Source organism: Peribacillus acanthi (assembly GCF_003073175.1).
In the GTDB taxonomy this organism is placed as follows: domain Bacteria; phylum Bacillota; class Bacilli; order Bacillales; family DSM-1321; genus Bacillus_BN; species Bacillus_BN acanthi.
The window spans coordinates 163,366-181,526 of the sequence record NZ_QBBX01000004.1; the positions used below are offsets into that span (position 1 = coordinate 163,366).

Here is an 18,161-nt window from a genome sequence, read left to right on the forward strand (position 1 = left end):
AAGGCCGAACCGTGTTGGATTCGACCTTTTACCAATTTTCATTATTGCTGTATATTCTTATTCATTTGTTTAATTGCTGCTTTTTCAAGTCGGGATACTTGTGCCTGTGAGATACCAATTTCATCTGCCACTTCCATTTGTGTTTTCCCTTGGAAGAAGCGCTTACGAATGATTAGCTTCTCACGTTCATTTAATCTACGCATTCCTTCTTTTAGAGCTATTTCATCAATCCAATAACTGTCTTTATTTTTTTCATCACTAAGTTGATCCATCACATAAATAGGATCTCCACCATCATTATAGATAGGTTCAAATAATGATACAGGATCTTGAATTGCATCCAAAGCAAAGACAATTTCTTCATGAGTGACCTCAAGAACTTTTGCGATTTCTTCAGCGGTTGGTTCCCTTGATGTTTCGCTCATAAGCTTTTCCTTCACCTGAAGAGCTTTATAAGCAATATCCCTAAGAGAACGAGACACTCTAATCGGGTTATTATCACGTAGATATCTTCTTATTTCTCCAATAATCATCGGTACAGCATACGTAGAAAATTTTACATTTTGGCTGAGATCAAAATTATCTATACTTTTCATTAGACCAATACAGCCTACTTGAAAAAGATCATCTACAAACTCTCCTCGGTTATTAAAGCGTTGGATGACGCTCAAGACGAGTCTTAAATTCCCATTAACAAGCTTTTCTCTTGCAGAAATGTCACCCTCTTGCATTTCCTTGAATAACTTTCTCATCTCCTCATTTTTGAGGACTGGCAGCTTTGAAGTATCCACACCGCAGATTTCTACTTTATTACGAGACAAAATTATTCCCTCCTTACAGGGCTGCTGTACAAAATACAGTATCTCCTGCGGAGGGAAAAATATGCACATCCTTCCATTACATGTCACCTATCCTGTGAATGTAAGAAAGAGAAATCCTTATTTATCAATTATTTTCCTAGAAAAATATTTTACACCATCTTATTAAATTCTTTACGAAGTCGTTTAATGATTCTCTTTTCAAGTCTTGAGATATATGATTGGGAAATCCCTAGCATATCTGCAACATCTTTTTGGGTCTTTTCTTCTCCACCAATCAACCCGAAACGAAGTTCCATGATTTGTTTTTCGCGATCAGTTAACTGATGCAATGCTTTTGTCAGTAACTTCTTATCAACATTTGCCTCTAAGTCTTTTGTGATGATATCCTCTTCTGTTCCTAGAACATCTGATAATAAAAGCTCGTTCCCGTCCCAATCAATATTCAAAGGCTCATCGAAGGACACTTCTGAACGAATTTTATTATTTCTTCTTAAATACATTAATATTTCGTTTTCTATACAACGTGAGGCATATGTCGCCAATTTTATTTTCTTTTCTGGATTAAATGTATTTACAGCTTTAATAAGTCCGATTGTTCCAATACTGATTAAATCTTCAATGTTGATTCCTGTATTTTCGAACTTCCTTGCTATGTAAACTACTAATCTTAAATTGCGTTCAATAAGCATGGTTCTTGCTGTTTCATCACCTTTAGGAAGCTTATTGATCAGAATTTCTTCTTCTTCCTTGCTTAATGGAGGTGGTAGAGCCTCGCTTCCACCAATATAGAACACTTCATCTGTCTTTAAACCCAGCTTGAGTAGGAGCTTATTCCAATAAAACTTTATCTTGAAAATAATTTTTTTCATGGTATGTTCCTCCTTCTAATTCTAAAAAAAGAGAGTATAGATTACTATAGTATTTTTTGTTTATGAAGCTGATTTCTCTGATACTCCGGTTAGCATATGTGGATGCACAATCGCTTCATATGAACGGTCAGATGAAAGTTCCTGTAATGTAAAGGATATTAATCCTTTCTGGACTCTGTATTGATGTTCACCCTTTACGATTTTTATCCAATCAGGACGCAATCCAAGTAGCATACCATGATCATTCCCAACCACTTTGCAAGGAATTAACCGTATTCTTTCTGACCAATCTGTTTCGATGAATTTCCCTTCAGTCAGAATTTCTTCTTGTCTGTCCATAAGGGTTTTCAACGGTTGTGGGAGATCGTCCCCCATGTTACTAATGGATATAATCATTACCGGTGACCCTGAAATAGGATCATATAGTTGATTTCCACTATCTATAAGCCCCACCCATTCACTTTCAAAATCCTTTATTTTGACTATGACTTTGACCATCTGATCATAAACGATCGACGTCATTTCAAGGTTTTCTAAATTCTTTTTGGAGAAATGCCAGCCGATTGGAAATCCTATGCAAACGAACATCCAACTTATTGGGTCTCCGAAAGTTTTGGGGCCATATAACATTGCTGCATGAGAAACATTCAATTCATATTGGAATAAAAAATGGACTCCTAACAAAATTCCTCCTGAAAGGAATGTAACCATATAAAACATCATCAATTGTTTCACAAAATTCTTGATTCTAGTAAAGCCAAATGTTACTAGGATCATTAGAATTGAGAAGAGTATTTTTACTAGGACAGAATTCGCAAAGGCATAATAAGGACTGAACATCAATACGATAATGATAGACCCTATGAGGCCACCAATCATAATCCTGGTTTTCTTAATAGGCTTTTTAAGCAGGATTGAAGTCCAATAGAGAAGAAGACAATCAAACAATACATTCAATGTCCAAATTAGATCTACATACAATAGAGTGAACTTCCTCCCTTCGCTCCTCCTACTGTTACAAAAAAGTATAGCGCACCCTCCATCGGGAAGTGTGTCACTATTTGTAATGATTACCTCAGAATTTTTCAGTTTTTTTCACGTTATTTGTCACATTTTTTCGCTTTACATAATCCATTTTCCCATTCATGACCTGTAAATTTCTTAGAAGAACAGGAAATTAAGAGTTTCTATTGAATTATTAGAGATATACCAAGCTAGAAAGGACATACCTATGGATACTTACTTGACTAAAAATAACTTTCCCGTTTTAAACACAGAGAGATTTGTACTTCGTAAAATTGTGGAGAGTGATGCTCAGGAAATCTTCGAGTATTTTTCTGATGATGCAGTGACAAAATATTATGATCTAGATTCATTTACAAATATTGAACAAGCACATGAAGTTATTAAGCGCTGGGAAAAACGCTTTGAAGTCCATCAAGGATTTAGGTGGGGAATTGCACTTAAAGAGAACAATAGACTGATTGGAAGCTGTGGATTTCATAACTGGGCCAAGGAACATTTTAAAGCAGAAATTGGTTACGAGGTTACACCAGCATATTGGCGTAAGGGAGTAATTACAGAGGTCTTACAAGCTGTATTACAGTTTGGTTTCGAAGAAATGGACTTATTCAGGATAGAAGCATATTATGATCCTGAAAATATCGCTTCTAAAGGTAGTTTAGAGAAGGCTGGATTTACATATGAGGGTACCCTTAGGAAGGCTGCATTTGAAAAAGGACGTTTTTGTGATGCATCTGTATGCTCTATTCTTAAGGAAGAGTATACTAAATAATTGACGAAATATTAAAAATAATGGCAGATGGGTAACAGATTCGCTATTGAGTTGCTAAAAATAAATCGGCACCTATTTTTACATTAAAATTATCATTTGAAGTAACATAATAAATGGCATTAAAAATGCTCAGTGGCAAACTCTGAGCATTTTTTTATATCACATTCTTGAAGTATAGCCTTTTTGTTTAAGTACATTTCTTAAAAAACTTATTTTATTAACAAAAACCAAAAATTGTTACTTTATTAATCGTGTTCCAAACTTTACTTGCTATTTTCTTTAAACCAACTCATTACTTTATTAACTTCTTCACGATGTTTAGCCAATTCTTCCTCGTTAATTAAACCTGTTTTAAGATTTCTCTTAAAAAAAGACATTACAATGCTTAATACATCATCTAAAGTTAGGACACCACCCACAAAATCATGATCTGCACCTTTAATTTCGATATATGATGAATTCGGCAATTTTTTATGTAAAAGTTGACTTTGTTGAACAGGACAGATTTCATCATAATCGCCCTGAATTATTAGAACAGGTGGGCTATCGTCATTTATATAATGGATGGGATTTGCTAATTCTGCCTTTTCACTTTGCTCTTGAACACTTCCACCTAGAAATTTTGATTCTGGAGAATTAGGATTATTGTGCCATCCTCCCATTTTAAGTAAATCTACTGGACCAGCTAAGGTAGCAACTGCACAAACTTTTTCCGATATGAACTGCTCCTTGGAAGAAACTTTAGGATGATCTGCACTTAATGCTGCTAGAGTGGCCAAATGCCCTCCTGATGAATGTCCCCAAATACCCACTTTATTTTCATTAATATTGTAGTTTTTTGCATTTAATTTTACCCAACGAATTGCTTGTTTAATATCTAGTAATGGAGCTGGAAAAATTGCCTCTCCACTCAATCGAAAATTTATGTTAATACAAACAAACCCATATTTTGCGAAAGAAGCATTCCATTCCCCACCTACTTTACTTTTATCACCAGACATCCACCCTCCTCCGTGCACATAAATAATAGCAGGAAAATATTCTCCTGACGCTACTGGTTTAATAATATCAAGCTTTAGCTCACGCTCAGGCGTTTGCCCATAAATAATATCAACTAATTTCTCTGTTTGATAAATTTCCATAATTACCCTCCTTTTATAGTTCAATATTAATTGAACTATAAATACAAGTCAATATATGTTAAACTAAATAAAAATAATTAAGGAGAAGGTTTATGCATATTAAGGTCCTTGACTCAATTGTTTATGAAGTACTTCTTAGCCTGTCACTTTACAAGAGACAAACACATCTAAAATACTTAGCTATTTCAAAAAACTGGTATGAAGAAACTAAACATAAAATATCCATTGGATTACATAATGAAATAACGGAATTTGAGGATCTACATTTTGAAGATTTATCAGTACATTTAATTCAACATTGTCCGTATAAAAATTTTCATGGATATCACTTATGGCTTTCTGAACTGCCTTTAGGGGAAATGTTCGAATTATTAGCACCTTATGTCAGCGAAAAAAGAGGAATGCCCAATGACCTCGATAGTAGGAGAAAAAAACATTTATTGATTTTGTCTAAATGGTATCAGGAATATTTTATGGATATCGAAGAAACTATATCTCCAATTTTAACCCATAATATAAAGTGTGTTGATTTAACAGCCCTAAACGAACATCCTTTTAGTGAAATTGAAGCCATATCAAAAGGATTTAATATTAAAAATTTACAAATCTCCGAAGTTGTTCTTGTCCCTACTTGGCATTTTCGTCCTTTATCTTTAATTGACATATTTAATGAAAAAGCAGTTATTTCTTATCCTTGTTTTATGGATGTCCGAGATGAGACATTGCTTATTACCAAAGCTTTAGCGGAAGATAAAAGATTACAACTTCTTAGTAGAATAAAAGAAGAAAGCAAAACATTCACTGAACTTGTTCAAATAATGGGGATGACAAAGGGGAATATCCATCATCATTTGCTACTGCTTCGTTCTGCTGGTCTATTAAGATTAACTCCTACTAGACAGGAGTATTATCTTTATAATTTTAGACATTGTAGAATTAAAGATTTATCTGACCTATTATTGAATTTGTGATAAAACATTTTTTATAAAAATATCGACAATAAAAGAAGAGGCTGTCCCAAAGTATGACTTTTAGGGGCAACCCTCTTTTTTTGGGTTCTCGAATGTGTTCAATGGATTTCCGCTACAGGCGCTTGCTTTCCGGGGGGGCGTTCGCCGAGCCTCCTCGTCGCTTCGCTCCTGCGGGGTCTCGCCTGTAACGCTGATCCCCCAGGAGTCAAGCGCCTTCCGCTACAATCCATAAAGTTATTTTTACAAAAAAAATAAGAAAATCGCTCTCTTTGGTATAATTAAGTCACCACAACACAATTAGAGAAAAGAACGATTTTCTTATGTATCAACAGTATAGCACTAAGAGAAAATTATGTTCATTGTGAAAATAAAGATGTGGAAGCGCTCATTAAATACAACACATTCGATATAGAAAAAACGAAAGCGTGGAAGGAACAAGTCGGACGAGTTGAGAACATGGAGTATGATGAAGAACTGGATGAGTGGATTTGTTCAAATGGAAAAAGATTAACGTTCCAATATCAGAGTAAGAAGACGACTGAAAATGGTTACGAATCTATCAAACGGACGTATCGCTGTACCAAATGTCGTAATTGCCCTTTCCAAACTACTTGTGCGAAAGACAAAGACACAAAAACCATTCAAGTCTCCATAGAGAATCAAAAACAACGAAAAGAAGTTCGTGAAAGACTGGCATCTGAAGAAGGCGACCAAAAATATAGAAAGAGAAAAGTGGAGGTCGAGCCAGTGTTTGGGCAAATCAAGTACAATCAGACATTTAACCGATTCTCACTAAGAGGCCTATCCAAAAATACCACGGATTGGGGTCTTATTTGCGTTGCCCACAACCTCAAAAAGTGGGATTTGATGGTCAATAAACGAGAAAAAATAACACAAGAATAGAGGGGGAAACCTCTTTTATTACCCCCATTTCTACCCCTCAAACATAAAATCCCGTAGAAACACAAAAAACTGACTCAAATGATCGTCATTCAACGACCTTTTGAGTCAGCCTCTTCTAATTGTATTGTGTTTTTTAATTTTGTACTTTTAAACCGAACCTGTTACCCAATGGGTCATCCTCTTTGATTTTATCTGCGTCTGTTTCTATTACGAAGGAATGTAGGAATGTCTAGAGTATCATCCGCAGAGTTTCCACCACGTTGTACTTCTACAGGTTCTTCTCTTTTCACTTCACGTTTTACAGTTGTTGTAGGTTGCACTGTGCGTTGCTGTTGTTGTTGTTGACCGAAGCTCGGTCGAATTGGTCGAGCCGGAGCTTCCGATTCATTGAATCCTGTAGCAATTACAGTCACAATGATTTCATCTTTTAATGATTCATTGATAACAGAACCAAAGATCATGTTTACTTCTTGATCAGAAGCAGATGCAACAATATCAGCAGCTTCTTGTACTTCAAATAGGCTTAAGTTTGTTCCACCTGTGATGTTCATTAAGACACCTTGAGCTCCATCAATGGACGTTTCAAGTAATGGACTTGAAATAGCCTTCTTTGCTGCTTCAGCAGCACGATTTTCACCGGAAGCTACACCAATACCCATCAAAGCAGAACCTTTATTTGACATGATTGTCTTAACGTCAGCAAAATCAAGGTTAATCAAACCAGGTACTGCGATTAAATCAGAGATCCCTTGAACACCCTGGCGAAGAACATTATCCGCTTCACGGAACGCTTCAAGCATAGGAGTGCTTTTGTCTACAATTTCTAAAAGACGATCATTTGGGATGACAATCAGTGTATCTACTGATTCCTTCATGGAAGAAATTCCGCCTTGTGCTTGCGTTGCACGTTTTCTTCCTTCGAAAGTGAATGGACGAGTAACTACACCTACAGTCAATGCGCCAAGATCTCTTGCGATTTGTGCGATAACAGGAGCTGCACCAGTACCTGTTCCACCACCCATACCAGCTGTAACGAATACCATATCCGCACCACGAAGTGCTTCTTCAATTTGTTCTTTACTTTCTTCAGCAGCTTTTTTTCCTACTTCAGGGTTTGCACCTGCACCAAGACCTCTTGTAAGTTTGCCGCCAATTTGCATTTTTACTTCTGCTTTGGATAAGTTCAATGCTTGTGCATCCGTATTCACTGCGATGAATTCTACACCTTGAACTCCGTGCTCAATCATTCGGTTGACTGCATTGTTTCCTCCACCGCCAACACCGATTACTTTTATAGTAGCTAATTGATCTAAATTAGAATCGAACTCTAACATGATAATCCTCCTAGTGTATACATAATTCCTTTATGGTCGTTATTCAAAGAAATATCGTACTAATTTTTTTAGTTTTCCTTGTTCGCCTGGTTTCTTTTCTGTTCTTTCTTTAGCTTGATTCTGCTCTGATTGTTTGACAGGATGTTTTTCGTTTTTCACAGGCAGAGGAGCAACAACCGAGGAGTTACTAAGAGAAATTCCTTGGAATCTAGCTTTTTTACACGCGTGTTTTATTAATCCAACAGCAGTTGTGTACTGAGATTCCCTAACACCTATGTAATTTGGCTCTGCTGTACGAACTCGATTTTGGAAGATGAATTGTGCCAATTCAAGAGTTCCGGGCATTTTTACTACTCCACCGGTAAGAACGAAACCACCAGGGACAGAATCACGATATCCATGTTTCAGCAATTCATCTTGAACTAAATCAAATATCTCTGTCATCCTAGCTTCAATGATTTCAGATAGCATCAGTTGATTGCATGGCTGCATTTGATCACTTCCGATGATTGGAACGTTAAAGACATCGTCTTCAGACGCTTCATCATAGAAAGCATGTCCATGTTTTAGTTTTATTTTTTCTGCATCCTCCATGGTAGTACGTAAGACGATGGATAAATCTTTCGTAATGGTATCTCCACCTATTGGGATGACAGAGGTTGCAGCTAAATGGCCACCTTCGAATAGAGCAAGAGTAGTAGAACCTCCACCTATATCAATCAATGCAACACCTAGTTCTTTCTCGTCCTTCGAAAGGACAAGTGAACCAGCCGCCATAGGTTGAAGAGCTATTTCTGCAATTTCTAACCCTGCTTTTTCTACACAACGCAAGGTGTTATGTAAGATTGTTCTAAGTCCAGTAAGTACAATCCCTCTCATTTCAAGCCTAACACCAATCATACCTCTTGGGTCATTGATTTCATCCAACTCGTCCACTTTATAGTATACCGGGATGACATCAATAATCTCTCTATCTGCAGGAATTGTCATTAGTTCTGCAGCTTCCCTTACTCGGGCAACGTCCTGTTCGCTAATTTCCTTATTTTCACTTGAGACTGCCACAACACCATGGCAAGGATGCAGCATTACATGGTTGCCACTTATTCCTACGACAACTCGTCTAATTTCCATTCCTACCATGCGCTCTGCTTGTTCAACAGCCTTTTGAATGGAATGAACCGTTTCATCAATGTCTACTATTGAGCCTTTACGTAGACCTTCAGATTTTACATTCCCTACGCCAAGGATATTTAAAGTGTCATTGACCATTTCTCCAATGATGACTTTTACATTGGATGTACCGATGTCAAGACTTACATAAATTTCATTGTTGTTCATACCGTGGCACCTCCCCAAATCGAATTATCTTTATAATTAGAAGTCTATTATTATAACTCTCCAATAAGTTTTAGAAGAATAGTATAGTTATACAAAGAATACTATAGAAAAACTATTCGTCATAGTCCCTTTTTTCCCTTTTTATTCAAGTAAAAATTTTTTTAGAATATAAGGCTATTTAGAAAGAACTATGTGAAAATTTAATTGGTATGTTTTGAAGAATCTGACCATTTAGAAATCAATATTCTCCGGATCACCGCAATGTTCTGGAAAAGCCTTACTCCAAAAGCAAAAACAGCCGCTAAATACAAGTCTACACCAAGATGAACCCCTAGAAAAGCTAAACTTGCTGCTAATACTATATTGAAGAAGAAACCAGAAACAAAAACTTTTTCATCATAAATATTTTGCAAATGAGCCCTAATTCCTCCGAATAGCGTATCAAGCGCTGCTAGAACTGCAATCGAGAGATAATTACTGTATTCAGTGGGGATACTAAAATCTGACATGAGACCTAAAAACACCCCAATTAACAATCCAAAAATAGGAAGCCACATCATGAATCCCCTCCTTCTATCTTAGTAACTGTCTCCATGTTTTTTATTCGAACGCTATCCTGATAAGCTGGAATTCTCACATCCTCTTGGGGAGTAGATATGGTTACCGTCAAATTATCTATAAAAAAATCTTCTACAACTTGTGAAACTTTCATTCTGTCATACAATTTTCCCGGTTGATCACTCAAAACCCTAATTTCAATTGGAAATTTGTTTAGCGGATACCCATCTACCTTTGTAACCCCATTTATATCACGTATGACCGTTGTATTAATCATTCTTTGTCCATTCAAGGAGATATTAACAGCACCATGCATATTCAATTCATTGATGAGACGTTTTAACATATCTGAAGAAATATTGGTGCCATTCGTATCAAAGGATAGCTCTTCTGCAATAGGCTCAATGGTAATAATAATTCCTTTACCCTCGACACTTGTTAGTCCGACTTCCTTTTTTAACTCTTGCAATGTATCACGTAAAATCTGTTCCTTGCTTTGCAATCTCTCTGTTTCGTAGCTAGCCAACTTTTCGTCAAGGTTCCTTGCTTCCTTAATTAGGTTGGATTGAAGCTGTTGTTCTTTTAGCAAATCCGATCTTAATTCCCACGTATCGCGTGTATCACGAATGATTGGTTCTTCATTGATGGTTTCAAATTGAATGGCTAGCATAAACCCAATAATGATGGTGACTGCCGTAAATCCAATTTTATTTTTTCTAGTCACAACCACACCAGCCTTTTATCTAAAACAATTTTAACTACCAATTATAGGTTCAAGTACAATTTTATCTATTTTTTCCATAGAAAAAATAATATTATCATTTAGTAGCTGATCCTTAACTCCTCCATTTAGGTTAAGAGCTTGTGTTAATACATCCGGATCACCGATAGCTGTAATAACGAAAGGCGCAGGATGTTGGTTTCCATCAACGGTAATGACAGGACCATTACATACGATATACGATTTATGATCTAGTCTTTGTCCGTTAATGGCGATTGCAGAAGCTCCGGAGATATATAATTCATTAATTACATTAAACACATGATGTTCATGAACGATGTAATTATTAATGTTTTCATTTGTTGGATCATATTCCCCATCTGAAAGGACAACTTCCACCCCTTTTCCTTGAACTTTTACTTTTCCAAGGAACATCCTATACTTCTCGGTATCCTCTGCCATATTGAAAAATACTTGTTTTTCTTTTGCTAGTTCTTTTTCAATTGCAGTAATTTTTTCTTGTTTTTTTAATATTTCATTTTGTAATTTTCTATTCTTTTCTTCCTGGGTAATCAACTGCTGACGAAGCTCATATTCTCTTTCCCAGCTTCTATCTATCAATTTCTTAGGAGATTCATCTTTATTCGTCATTTTATATGAAAATGCGATCATAAAGCCTAAGACAAGGAAGACGATTGAAAGAATTACATGCTTACTCATCACTTTCATTGGTCTCTTCGTCACCCTCCCCTTGCGCCTTTTTTTTCCCATCAGTTTTTTCCTCACTGGAAGGAGTAGGTTCCTCAACACCATACGCCTTAAAATACGATCCTACCTCTAAATCAATAACACCTTTTACATTAGGATCTAACTGATTGACTATGTATGGGTAGTGAACTAATTTTTCAGACAGGGTTCTAGAAGAGGCAAGAACTTCATATCCGTCATTCATATATATTTTAATATGGAATTTATCTGTCTCTTTCGGTTCAAAATAAATCTCAGAAATAGAATTAGAAATTTCTTCTGGCAGCTTGTCCAATTCTTCAATAATTTGATTTAATTCCTTACCTTTTGCAAAACCAATTAATACCGGAGCATATACCGGAATATCACCATTGTTTAATACTTGTAATATCTCTCCACTAGATAAGACCGGATAAAACTTCGAATCCTTTACTAGGTAAGCCACTCGTTTATATTCTTCAACTGTGATTTCTACTGTATTTGGTAAGGATACCTTAACTTTAGCGGATTTTATTTCTGGGAACTCTTTCATATTTTCCACACTAGTTTCTTTATCTACTTTCCACATACTAGCGTGCTTTTTTATTCCTGAAAGCTCCACGATTTTATCATCTTGAATATACTTGTTTCCCTTAACCACGATATGCTTGATATGGCTTAAGGGGGAAATAAAGTACAGAACGCAAATAATCAATAAAAAGAAAAAAGCCAATAATCCAATCAACCTTCTATTCGCCTTTTTTTTACGCATTTGCTTCAATTTAGGAATCCGTTCTTCTATTGATACAATTGTTCCTCTTTCCACCCTTGACACCTCTTTAATGATTCCTGCTTTTTTAAAAAATAAAGCCTATTTCTAGGCTTTATTTTGGAAGAAACCTAGGTATTTCGTAGTTCTAGGTTAATATATTGTAACACAATTCCAAATTTTCTTGGTCATTAATTAGATGGACGCCCTATAATTTCTACTTCCGTTTCCATTTCAATACCATATTTATCCATGATAACATCTTTAACATGCTGAATTAAAGCTAATACATCTTCAGCTGTTGCACCACCAGCATTTACGATGAAGTTTCCATGCATGTCAGAAATCATCGCTCCACCAATTCTATGTCCTTTCAAGCCAGCATCTTCAACAAGTCTTCCTGCATATTGGGGTAGAGGGTTACGGAAAATACTTCCAGCACATGGGAAATTATAAGGTTGTGTATCTTTACGATACGCTTTATTTGCCTGTATTTTAGCTACGATTTCTTCTCGGTTTCCTGGTTGAAGTTCAAAAACAGCTTCAAGAACAACCCCTGGACGCTTTCTTTGAAGGACAGAAGTACGATATGAAAATTCCATTTCTTCATTCGACAGCCATTGGAAACTACCGTCTTCAAAAAGAATATGAGCTTTTACTAGGATTTTGGAAATATCAGATCCGTGTGCCCCTGCATTCATATAAACTGCTCCACCTACAGATCCAGGGATTCCACCAGCAAATTCTAAACCTGAAAGACCTTTTTTACTTATTTGAGTAGCAAGACTAACTAAAGAAAATCCTCCGCCTACACGGATTTGGTTTTCCTTAATTTCAAGCTGATCCAAGCCAGCACTTAACTTAATTACGACTCCTTCTATGCCGTTATCAGATACTAACAAATTGGATCCTCGACCGATTGCTCGCCACTTAAGATTATATTTTTTTATGATTTTCATTGTCTTTTCAAGATTTTCAATAGAGGACGGTTCTACCAATAAATCTGCTGGTCCTCCAATTTTCATTGTCGTATGACCTGCTAATGGTTCGTTTTCTAACACCTTACCTACTTCTAATGCTTTTAGTTCATTAATTGCTTCTTTCATAGTAACCTCCCCTAATCTTTTCGAAAGTTAGGATATGATATTCATTCTTTTTCGAAACGCGCCTATTCAATTCTTAGTACTAATTTCTTTAATTAGAGAATGAACCCTATCTGCTGCATCCGGAATGCCTTGCGCTTTAGCAGCTTCCTTCATTTGATTTAATTCTTCATGGTTCATTAAAATCGAGTCAATGGTGGTAACCAATTGTTTTCCTGTTAAATCTTTTTCTAATACCAATTTCGCAGCTCCGTGGTCTGATAATGCACGGGCGTTCTTTTCCTGATGGTTATTTGTTACATATGGACTTGGAACTAAAATACTTGGGATGCCAAGCGCTGTCAATTCAGCCAACGTGGTAGCACCAGCTCGAGCCACTGTTAAATCCACCCCAGCCAATACTTCTGGCATATTATGAACAAATGGTTTGATTACAACATTTTCAGGATTACCAATCAAATTAATTTCTTTAGCGACTGAATCATAATGAATATCTCCTGTTATATACAGGACTTGATAGGGTTTTCCTCCTAATTCGGCCATCACTTTTAATACAGCTTCATTTATCGGACGTGCCCCGCGGCTACCTCCCACTATAAGGACTGTTGCTCGATTAGGATCTAAGCCTACAGATTCTATCCCCTTTCTACCATCACGATTCAATACTTCAGAAGCACGTGGGTTCCCAGTCAAGACAGTCTTTTCTGAAGGGAAATATTTTCTAGCTTCTTCAAAACAAATGGCAATTTTGGACGCATATTTGCTTAAAAATTTATTTGTAAGTCCTGGTACACTATTTTGTTCGTGTATGATTGTAGGAATCCCTAATTTTGCAGCTGCATATACTACTGGACCACAAACATACCCACCAGTCCCTATTACCACATCTGCCCTAAATTCCTTTAATAGCTTCTTACTATCTGCCACACCTTTTATAAAACGAACAATGGTTTTTATATTATCAAAAGAGATCTTTCGTTTAAACCCTGTGATATGTATCGACTTAAAGGTAATATTTTCCCGAGGAACAAGGCTACTTTCAAGACCTTTTTCCGTTCCGATATATAAAAATGTACAGTCTTTATGTTTTTTCTTAATTTCTCTTATTAATGCAAGTGCTGGATATATATGACCGCCTGTTCCACCACCACTAACTACGATTCTCATTTTGTCACCCCTGAAATAATAAACTACTGTCTTTAAGAGACGTAATTTCTTTATCTGTAATATAGGACAATAACGTCTGGAACATGTGTTATTACATCCATGCAATCTAGGTTTTTCCCTCTTCTACTATATTCTAAACCGCATTTTTATTCCACTTTATTCTTAAATTACTACCAGAATCATACTAAAAATAATGAAGAAGTCACAAGTTGGTATATTATTTCGATATAACAATAAATTGTATTACACAAGGGAATATGGTCTTTGATACATAGACCTAGATGTTGGCTTCCTCAATTATTAGCATTCAATAAATCTAGTGTAAACAGCTTACCTCATTTTACCTAGCCAAAAGAAATGAGAGTGACTCAAAAGTTGACTTTAGCAACCTTTTGAGTCACCCTCATTGGAGGCTGAATAGATTTCTCAAACCTTTAATACCTTGCATACCTACTTATGTTCAATAGAACCCCTATTGCCATTAGCATAAGCGTCAATGAAGAACCTCCATAGCTTAAAAATGGTAACGTTATTCCTGTAACTGGTATTAACCCCGTTACAACCCCAATATTAATCATAACTTGTATCGCGACCATCGCAATAATCCCAACTGCCAAGAAGCTACCATATAAGTCAGGCGCACCAAGGGCAATGCGAATTCCCCGCCACAGCAATAATGCAAATAACAAAATAACGAAAGATCCTCCAATAAACCCTAGTTCTTCTGACAATATCGCAAATATGAAATCTGTCTGAGGTTCCGGCAAGTAGAAGAATTTTTGCCTACTCTGGCCTAATCCTAGTCCGAATAATCCTCCAGGTCCAATCGCCAATAATGATTGAATCATTTGGAAACCACTGCCTAATGGATCTTCCCACGGATCTAAAAATGATGTTATTCGCTTTATCCTATATGGAGCTGATATTATTAGCCCTATAAAACCTACAACACCAATTAGCCCTAAGCCAACGAAGTGACTAATTCTGGCACCAGAAATAAAAATCATGACCACACAAGTCCCTACCATGACTGTTCCTGTACCCAAATCCGGCTGTAACATTATCATCCCAAAAGCTAGAAAAACTATTGAGAGTGAAGGCACTAACCCTTTTTTAAACGATGTTATATACTTTTGTCGTTCAGATAGGAATTTTGCCAAAAATGCAATCATGGCTAATTTCATAAACTCAGATGGTTGGATTGCAAAAGCTCCCACTCCAATCCAACTTCTAGAACCATTTCTCCAAACCCCAATACCCGGAATTAACACTAGTACTAGCAATACAAAACAAATGATAATAATTACTTTTGCCCATGTTCGCCACGTCCAATAATCAATGTTCATGATAAAAAACATTGCCAAAATACCGACACCTGCAAACAGAATTTGCCTTTTTGCAAAAAAGAATGAATCGTCAAATTTGTAGGTAGCCCATATTGCAGAGGCGCTATAGACCATGATTAACCCAATAGAAAGTAAGGATAAAGTGACGATAATTAATATGAAATCTGGATTTGATTTTTTTAAGGGCACGACCGTTACACCTCTAGTCTAGATTAGAGCTTGTTTTATGTAAGAAAAACAAAAAGAAGCGGACTCATCACAATGTAGAAACACCTATTCCATCAAAGATTGTCTCTTAAATGGTTTGTGAATTCTGAACACTGCTGGGTCAGCTTCTTTATCTTAGATGTCTTCAAAGTTGAATGCATAAGAGACGTAGCTTCCATTTAGTCTCTAGTAACTGTTTGCTGCCCCGGACGAATACAAGCTCTTAATTCAGTTTATGCACAGCCTCCATAAACATGTCTCCTCGAACTTCAAAAGTTTTATACTGATCCCAGCTTGCACAAGCCGGTGATAATAAGATTGTATCTCCAGGATCTGAAAGTTCGAATGCGACTGGAACAGCCTTTTCAACATTATCGACATTTTTTATATTAGTTATTCCTACTTCTTTTGCCACTCGCTCAATTTTTTTAGCCGTTTGCCCAAATGTCACTACTGCTTTTACATTAGCTAAAGCTGGCTTAAGTTCATCAAATTCATTTCCACGATCAAGACCACCCGCCAACAAAATCACTGGTTCTTCAAATGAAGATAAAGCTTTTGTTGCCGCTAATATATTCGTTGCTTTTGAATCATTATAGAACTTACGGTCCGCAATCGTTGCTACATATTGCAGTCTATGTTTTACACCGTGGAAGGTTTCTAATACTTCCAAGATTGCATGGTTGTCAACACCTTTTAGTTTACTGACAGCAACTGCTGCTAGGATATTCTCTAGGTTGTGTTTCCCAGGCAATGCAATATCCGTAACGGAAAGAATCTTCTCCCCACGAAACATCACATTTCCATCCTGCACATAAGCACCGTTCCCTACGATGGTTTCTGTTGAAAATGGTACATGCTCTGCTTTCGAATGGATAACTAGTTCCCTTACATCGGTTTGGTCGGCATTATAGACAATATAGTCATCCTCTGTCTGATTCAACGTTATGTTCCCTTTTGCTTGCGCATACTCCTGCTTACTGGAATGATAATCTAAATGAGCATCATAAAGGTTAGTGATAACAGCAATGGAAGGTCTGAATTCTTCGATCCCCATTAGTTGAAAAGAAGATAGTTCAATTACTATATTATTGGAGAATTCGGCATTTTCTGCTACACCTGACGCAACAGTCCCAATATTTCCAGCGATTAACGGTTTTTTTCCGCCTTTATCCAACATTTCATGAATTAAAGTGGTCGTTGTTGTTTTTCCATTCGTTCCTGTAATCCCTATGAATGGGGCTTCGCTAATAAGATAAGCCAGTTCCACTTCCGTATAGACTGGGATTCCTTTATTTATCGCACCTTCTACTAAAGGATTGGTATAAGGGATACCTGGGTTTTTGACGATAAATTGAAAACCTTCATCTAGTAGTTCGATTGGGTGGTCCCCACAAATCACTTTGATTCCTTGCTCCAATAACCCTTGAGCTTCTGGATTTTCCGAAATGGGCTTTTTATCGTTTACCGTCACAAAAGCTCCTAATTTATGCAACAAAGTAGCAGCTGATACCCCACTCTTTGCGAGACCGAGCACCAATACTTTTTTTCGTAGAAATTTAGTAGTTTCCTTCAATTATAACCACACCTCTAAATAGATTCCTAATACAGCAAATAACAGGCCGACAGTCCAAAATGTAACTACGACCCTCCACTCTGACCAACCTACTAATTCATAGTGATGGTGCAGTGGACTCATTTTAAAAATTCGTTTCCCTGTCATTTTAAATGAAGCAACCTGTAACATAACTGACAATGTTTCAATAACGAATACTCCACCAATAATTACAAGTAACAATTCCAAATCGGTTAATAATGCGACGGTAGCCAATGCCCCACCTAATGCAAGAGAACCAGTATCACCCATGAAGACCTTTGCTGGATGGGCGTTAAAGACTAAGAAGCCTAAAACAGCGCCGACGACCGCAACCGAAAATAGTGCAACGTCGTATTGGGATTGATTCCAAGCTAATACAGCATATGCGCCAAATGCAATGGCAGCAGTACCTGAAACTAAACCATCCAATCCATCGGTTAAATTGACTGCATTGGAAAATCCTACTTGCCAAAAAATGATGAATACGACATACAGCCATCCAATATTCAATTCTAAATCAGTTCCAGGAATCCCGATGTGTGGTAGAAACCCTTCTGTATCCTTATAAATCCAATAAAAAATAATAGCGATAACTATTTGGCCAATCAGTTTTTGTAGGGAAGTCAACCCTAAATTACGCTTCATTACTACTTTAATAAAATCATCTAAAAATCCTAACAAACCAAAGCCTAATGTAACGAATAACAATAGGTACATTTTAGTGGACGGCTCGGAGAATTTCCCAATCATGACTAAGGTCGAAATGGTCACCGAAATTAAGATGACAATCCCAC

The 18,161-nt window shown here is 36.7% G+C and carries 17 protein-coding genes and 1 pseudogene; 3 read left to right on the forward strand and 15 right to left on the reverse strand.

Annotated elements, in window-relative coordinates; all coding sequences use genetic code 11:
• Positions 1-41: 41 nt before the first annotated feature.
• From sigG to spoIIGA, 3 genes are all read right to left on the reverse strand, one after another.
• Positions 42-821, reverse strand: coding sequence for an RNA polymerase sporulation sigma factor SigG (gene sigG / locus DBX25_RS05495; protein WP_115509728.1), 780 nt, complete (start codon positions 819-821; stop codon positions 42-44).
• 149 nt (positions 822-970) lie between these two features.
• Positions 971-1,690, reverse strand: a complete 720-nt coding sequence (sigE, locus tag DBX25_RS05500; RefSeq protein WP_108669776.1) for an RNA polymerase sporulation sigma factor SigE — start codon at positions 1,688-1,690, stop codon at positions 971-973.
• A gap of 60 nt (positions 1,691-1,750) precedes the next feature.
• Entirely contained in the window at positions 1,751-2,671 is a 921-nt protein-coding gene (spoIIGA, locus tag DBX25_RS05505) for a sigma-E processing peptidase SpoIIGA (RefSeq protein WP_157950889.1), read from the reverse strand.
• A gap of 250 nt (positions 2,672-2,921) precedes the next feature.
• Here spoIIGA and DBX25_RS05510 point away from each other — a divergent pair, with 250 nt between their 5' ends.
• Complete coding sequence (locus DBX25_RS05510) at positions 2,922-3,485, forward strand: GNAT family N-acetyltransferase (RefSeq protein ID WP_108669778.1); 564 nt, start codon at positions 2,922-2,924, stop codon at positions 3,483-3,485.
• Between the two features lie 263 nt (positions 3,486-3,748).
• Here DBX25_RS05510 and DBX25_RS05515 read toward each other — a convergent pair whose 3' ends face one another.
• Positions 3,749-4,627 (reverse strand): alpha/beta hydrolase, encoded by an 879-nt coding sequence (locus DBX25_RS05515; RefSeq protein ID WP_108669779.1) that lies wholly within the window; start codon positions 4,625-4,627, stop codon positions 3,749-3,751.
• 92 nt (positions 4,628-4,719) lie between these two features.
• Between DBX25_RS05515 and DBX25_RS05520 the strand changes: the two genes are divergently transcribed.
• Complete coding sequence (locus tag DBX25_RS05520) at positions 4,720-5,598, forward strand: winged helix-turn-helix domain-containing protein (protein WP_108669780.1); 879 nt, start codon at positions 4,720-4,722, stop codon at positions 5,596-5,598.
• Positions 5,599-5,943: 345 nt separating this feature from the next.
• Positions 5,944-6,501, forward strand: a pseudogene (locus DBX25_RS05525) (transposase); the annotation flags it as partial.
• A gap of 188 nt (positions 6,502-6,689) precedes the next feature.
• Here DBX25_RS05525 and ftsZ read toward each other — a convergent pair.
• The 11 genes from ftsZ to mraY all read right to left on the reverse strand — a co-directional run.
• On the reverse strand, positions 6,690-7,835 hold the full coding sequence (gene ftsZ, locus DBX25_RS05530; RefSeq protein WP_108669781.1) for a cell division protein FtsZ: 1,146 nt from the start codon (positions 7,833-7,835) through the stop codon (positions 6,690-6,692).
• A gap of 39 nt (positions 7,836-7,874) precedes the next feature.
• Positions 7,875-9,173 (reverse strand): cell division protein FtsA, encoded by a 1,299-nt coding sequence (gene ftsA / locus DBX25_RS05535; RefSeq protein ID WP_108669782.1) that lies wholly within the window; start codon positions 9,171-9,173, stop codon positions 7,875-7,877.
• 200 nt (positions 9,174-9,373) lie between these two features.
• Positions 9,374-9,730, reverse strand: coding sequence for a small basic family protein (locus DBX25_RS05540; protein ID WP_108669891.1), 357 nt, complete (start codon positions 9,728-9,730; stop codon positions 9,374-9,376).
• Positions 9,730-10,455: a DUF881 domain-containing protein gene (locus DBX25_RS05545; RefSeq protein ID WP_240620163.1), complete on the reverse strand. Its 726-nt coding sequence runs from the start codon at positions 10,453-10,455 to the stop codon at positions 9,730-9,732. The genes DBX25_RS05540 and DBX25_RS05545 overlap by 1 nt, the downstream gene beginning before the upstream one ends.
• Positions 10,456-10,485: 30 nt before the next feature.
• Positions 10,486-11,181: a DUF881 domain-containing protein gene (locus tag DBX25_RS05550; RefSeq protein ID WP_240620164.1), complete on the reverse strand. Its 696-nt coding sequence runs from the start codon at positions 11,179-11,181 to the stop codon at positions 10,486-10,488.
• Positions 11,165-12,004, reverse strand: a complete 840-nt coding sequence (locus DBX25_RS05555) for a cell division protein FtsQ/DivIB (protein ID WP_108669784.1) — start codon at positions 12,002-12,004, stop codon at positions 11,165-11,167. The genes DBX25_RS05550 and DBX25_RS05555 overlap by 17 nt, the downstream gene beginning before the upstream one ends.
• Before the next feature lie 134 nt (positions 12,005-12,138).
• Positions 12,139-13,053, reverse strand: coding sequence for a UDP-N-acetylmuramate dehydrogenase (murB, locus tag DBX25_RS05560; RefSeq protein ID WP_108669785.1), 915 nt, complete (start codon positions 13,051-13,053; stop codon positions 12,139-12,141).
• 66 nt (positions 13,054-13,119) lie between these two features.
• On the reverse strand, positions 13,120-14,217 hold the full coding sequence (gene murG / locus DBX25_RS05565; RefSeq protein ID WP_108669786.1) for an undecaprenyldiphospho-muramoylpentapeptide beta-N-acetylglucosaminyltransferase: 1,098 nt from the start codon (positions 14,215-14,217) through the stop codon (positions 13,120-13,122).
• A gap of 434 nt (positions 14,218-14,651) precedes the next feature.
• Positions 14,652-15,752 (reverse strand): stage V sporulation protein E, encoded by a 1,101-nt coding sequence (gene spoVE, locus DBX25_RS05570; protein WP_108669787.1) that lies wholly within the window; start codon positions 15,750-15,752, stop codon positions 14,652-14,654.
• Positions 15,753-15,993: 241 nt separating this feature from the next.
• The gene (gene murD / locus DBX25_RS05575) at positions 15,994-17,346 is read right to left on the reverse strand and encodes a UDP-N-acetylmuramoyl-L-alanine--D-glutamate ligase (protein WP_108669788.1); all 1,353 of its coding nucleotides are present in this window, start codon (positions 17,344-17,346) and stop codon (positions 15,994-15,996) included.
• The coding region (gene mraY / locus DBX25_RS05580) for a phospho-N-acetylmuramoyl-pentapeptide-transferase (RefSeq protein WP_240620166.1) at positions 17,347-18,161 on the reverse strand (815 nt) is incomplete at its 5' end.

What these genes read in the sequence shown, in the direction of transcription:
- sigE (WP_108669776.1), bottom strand. Translation starts at nt 1,690, where the DNA reads ATGAAAAAAATTATTTTCAAGATAAAGTTTTATTGGAATAAGCTCCTA.
- DBX25_RS05510 (WP_108669778.1), top strand. Translation starts at nt 2,922, where the DNA reads ATGGATACTTACTTGACTAAAAATAACTTTCCCGTTTTAAACACAGAG.
- DBX25_RS05515 (WP_108669779.1), bottom strand. Translation starts at nt 4,627, where the DNA reads ATGGAAATTTATCAAACAGAGAAATTAGTTGATATTATTTATGGGCAA.
- DBX25_RS05520 (WP_108669780.1), top strand. Translation starts at nt 4,720, where the DNA reads ATGCATATTAAGGTCCTTGACTCAATTGTTTATGAAGTACTTCTTAGC.
- ftsZ (WP_108669781.1), bottom strand. Translation starts at nt 7,835, where the DNA reads ATGTTAGAGTTCGATTCTAATTTAGATCAATTAGCTACTATAAAAGTA.
- ftsA (WP_108669782.1), bottom strand. Translation starts at nt 9,173, where the DNA reads ATGAACAACAATGAAATTTATGTAAGTCTTGACATCGGTACATCCAAT.
- DBX25_RS05540 (WP_108669891.1), bottom strand. Translation starts at nt 9,730, where the DNA reads ATGTGGCTTCCTATTTTTGGATTGTTAATTGGGGTGTTTTTAGGTCTC.
- DBX25_RS05550 (WP_240620164.1), bottom strand. Translation starts at nt 11,181, where the DNA reads ATGAAAGTGATGAGTAAGCATGTAATTCTTTCAATCGTCTTCCTTGTC.
- murB (WP_108669785.1), bottom strand. Translation starts at nt 13,053, where the DNA reads ATGAAAGAAGCAATTAATGAACTAAAAGCATTAGAAGTAGGTAAGGTG.
- murG (WP_108669786.1), bottom strand. Translation starts at nt 14,217, where the DNA reads ATGAGAATCGTAGTTAGTGGTGGTGGAACAGGCGGTCATATATATCCA.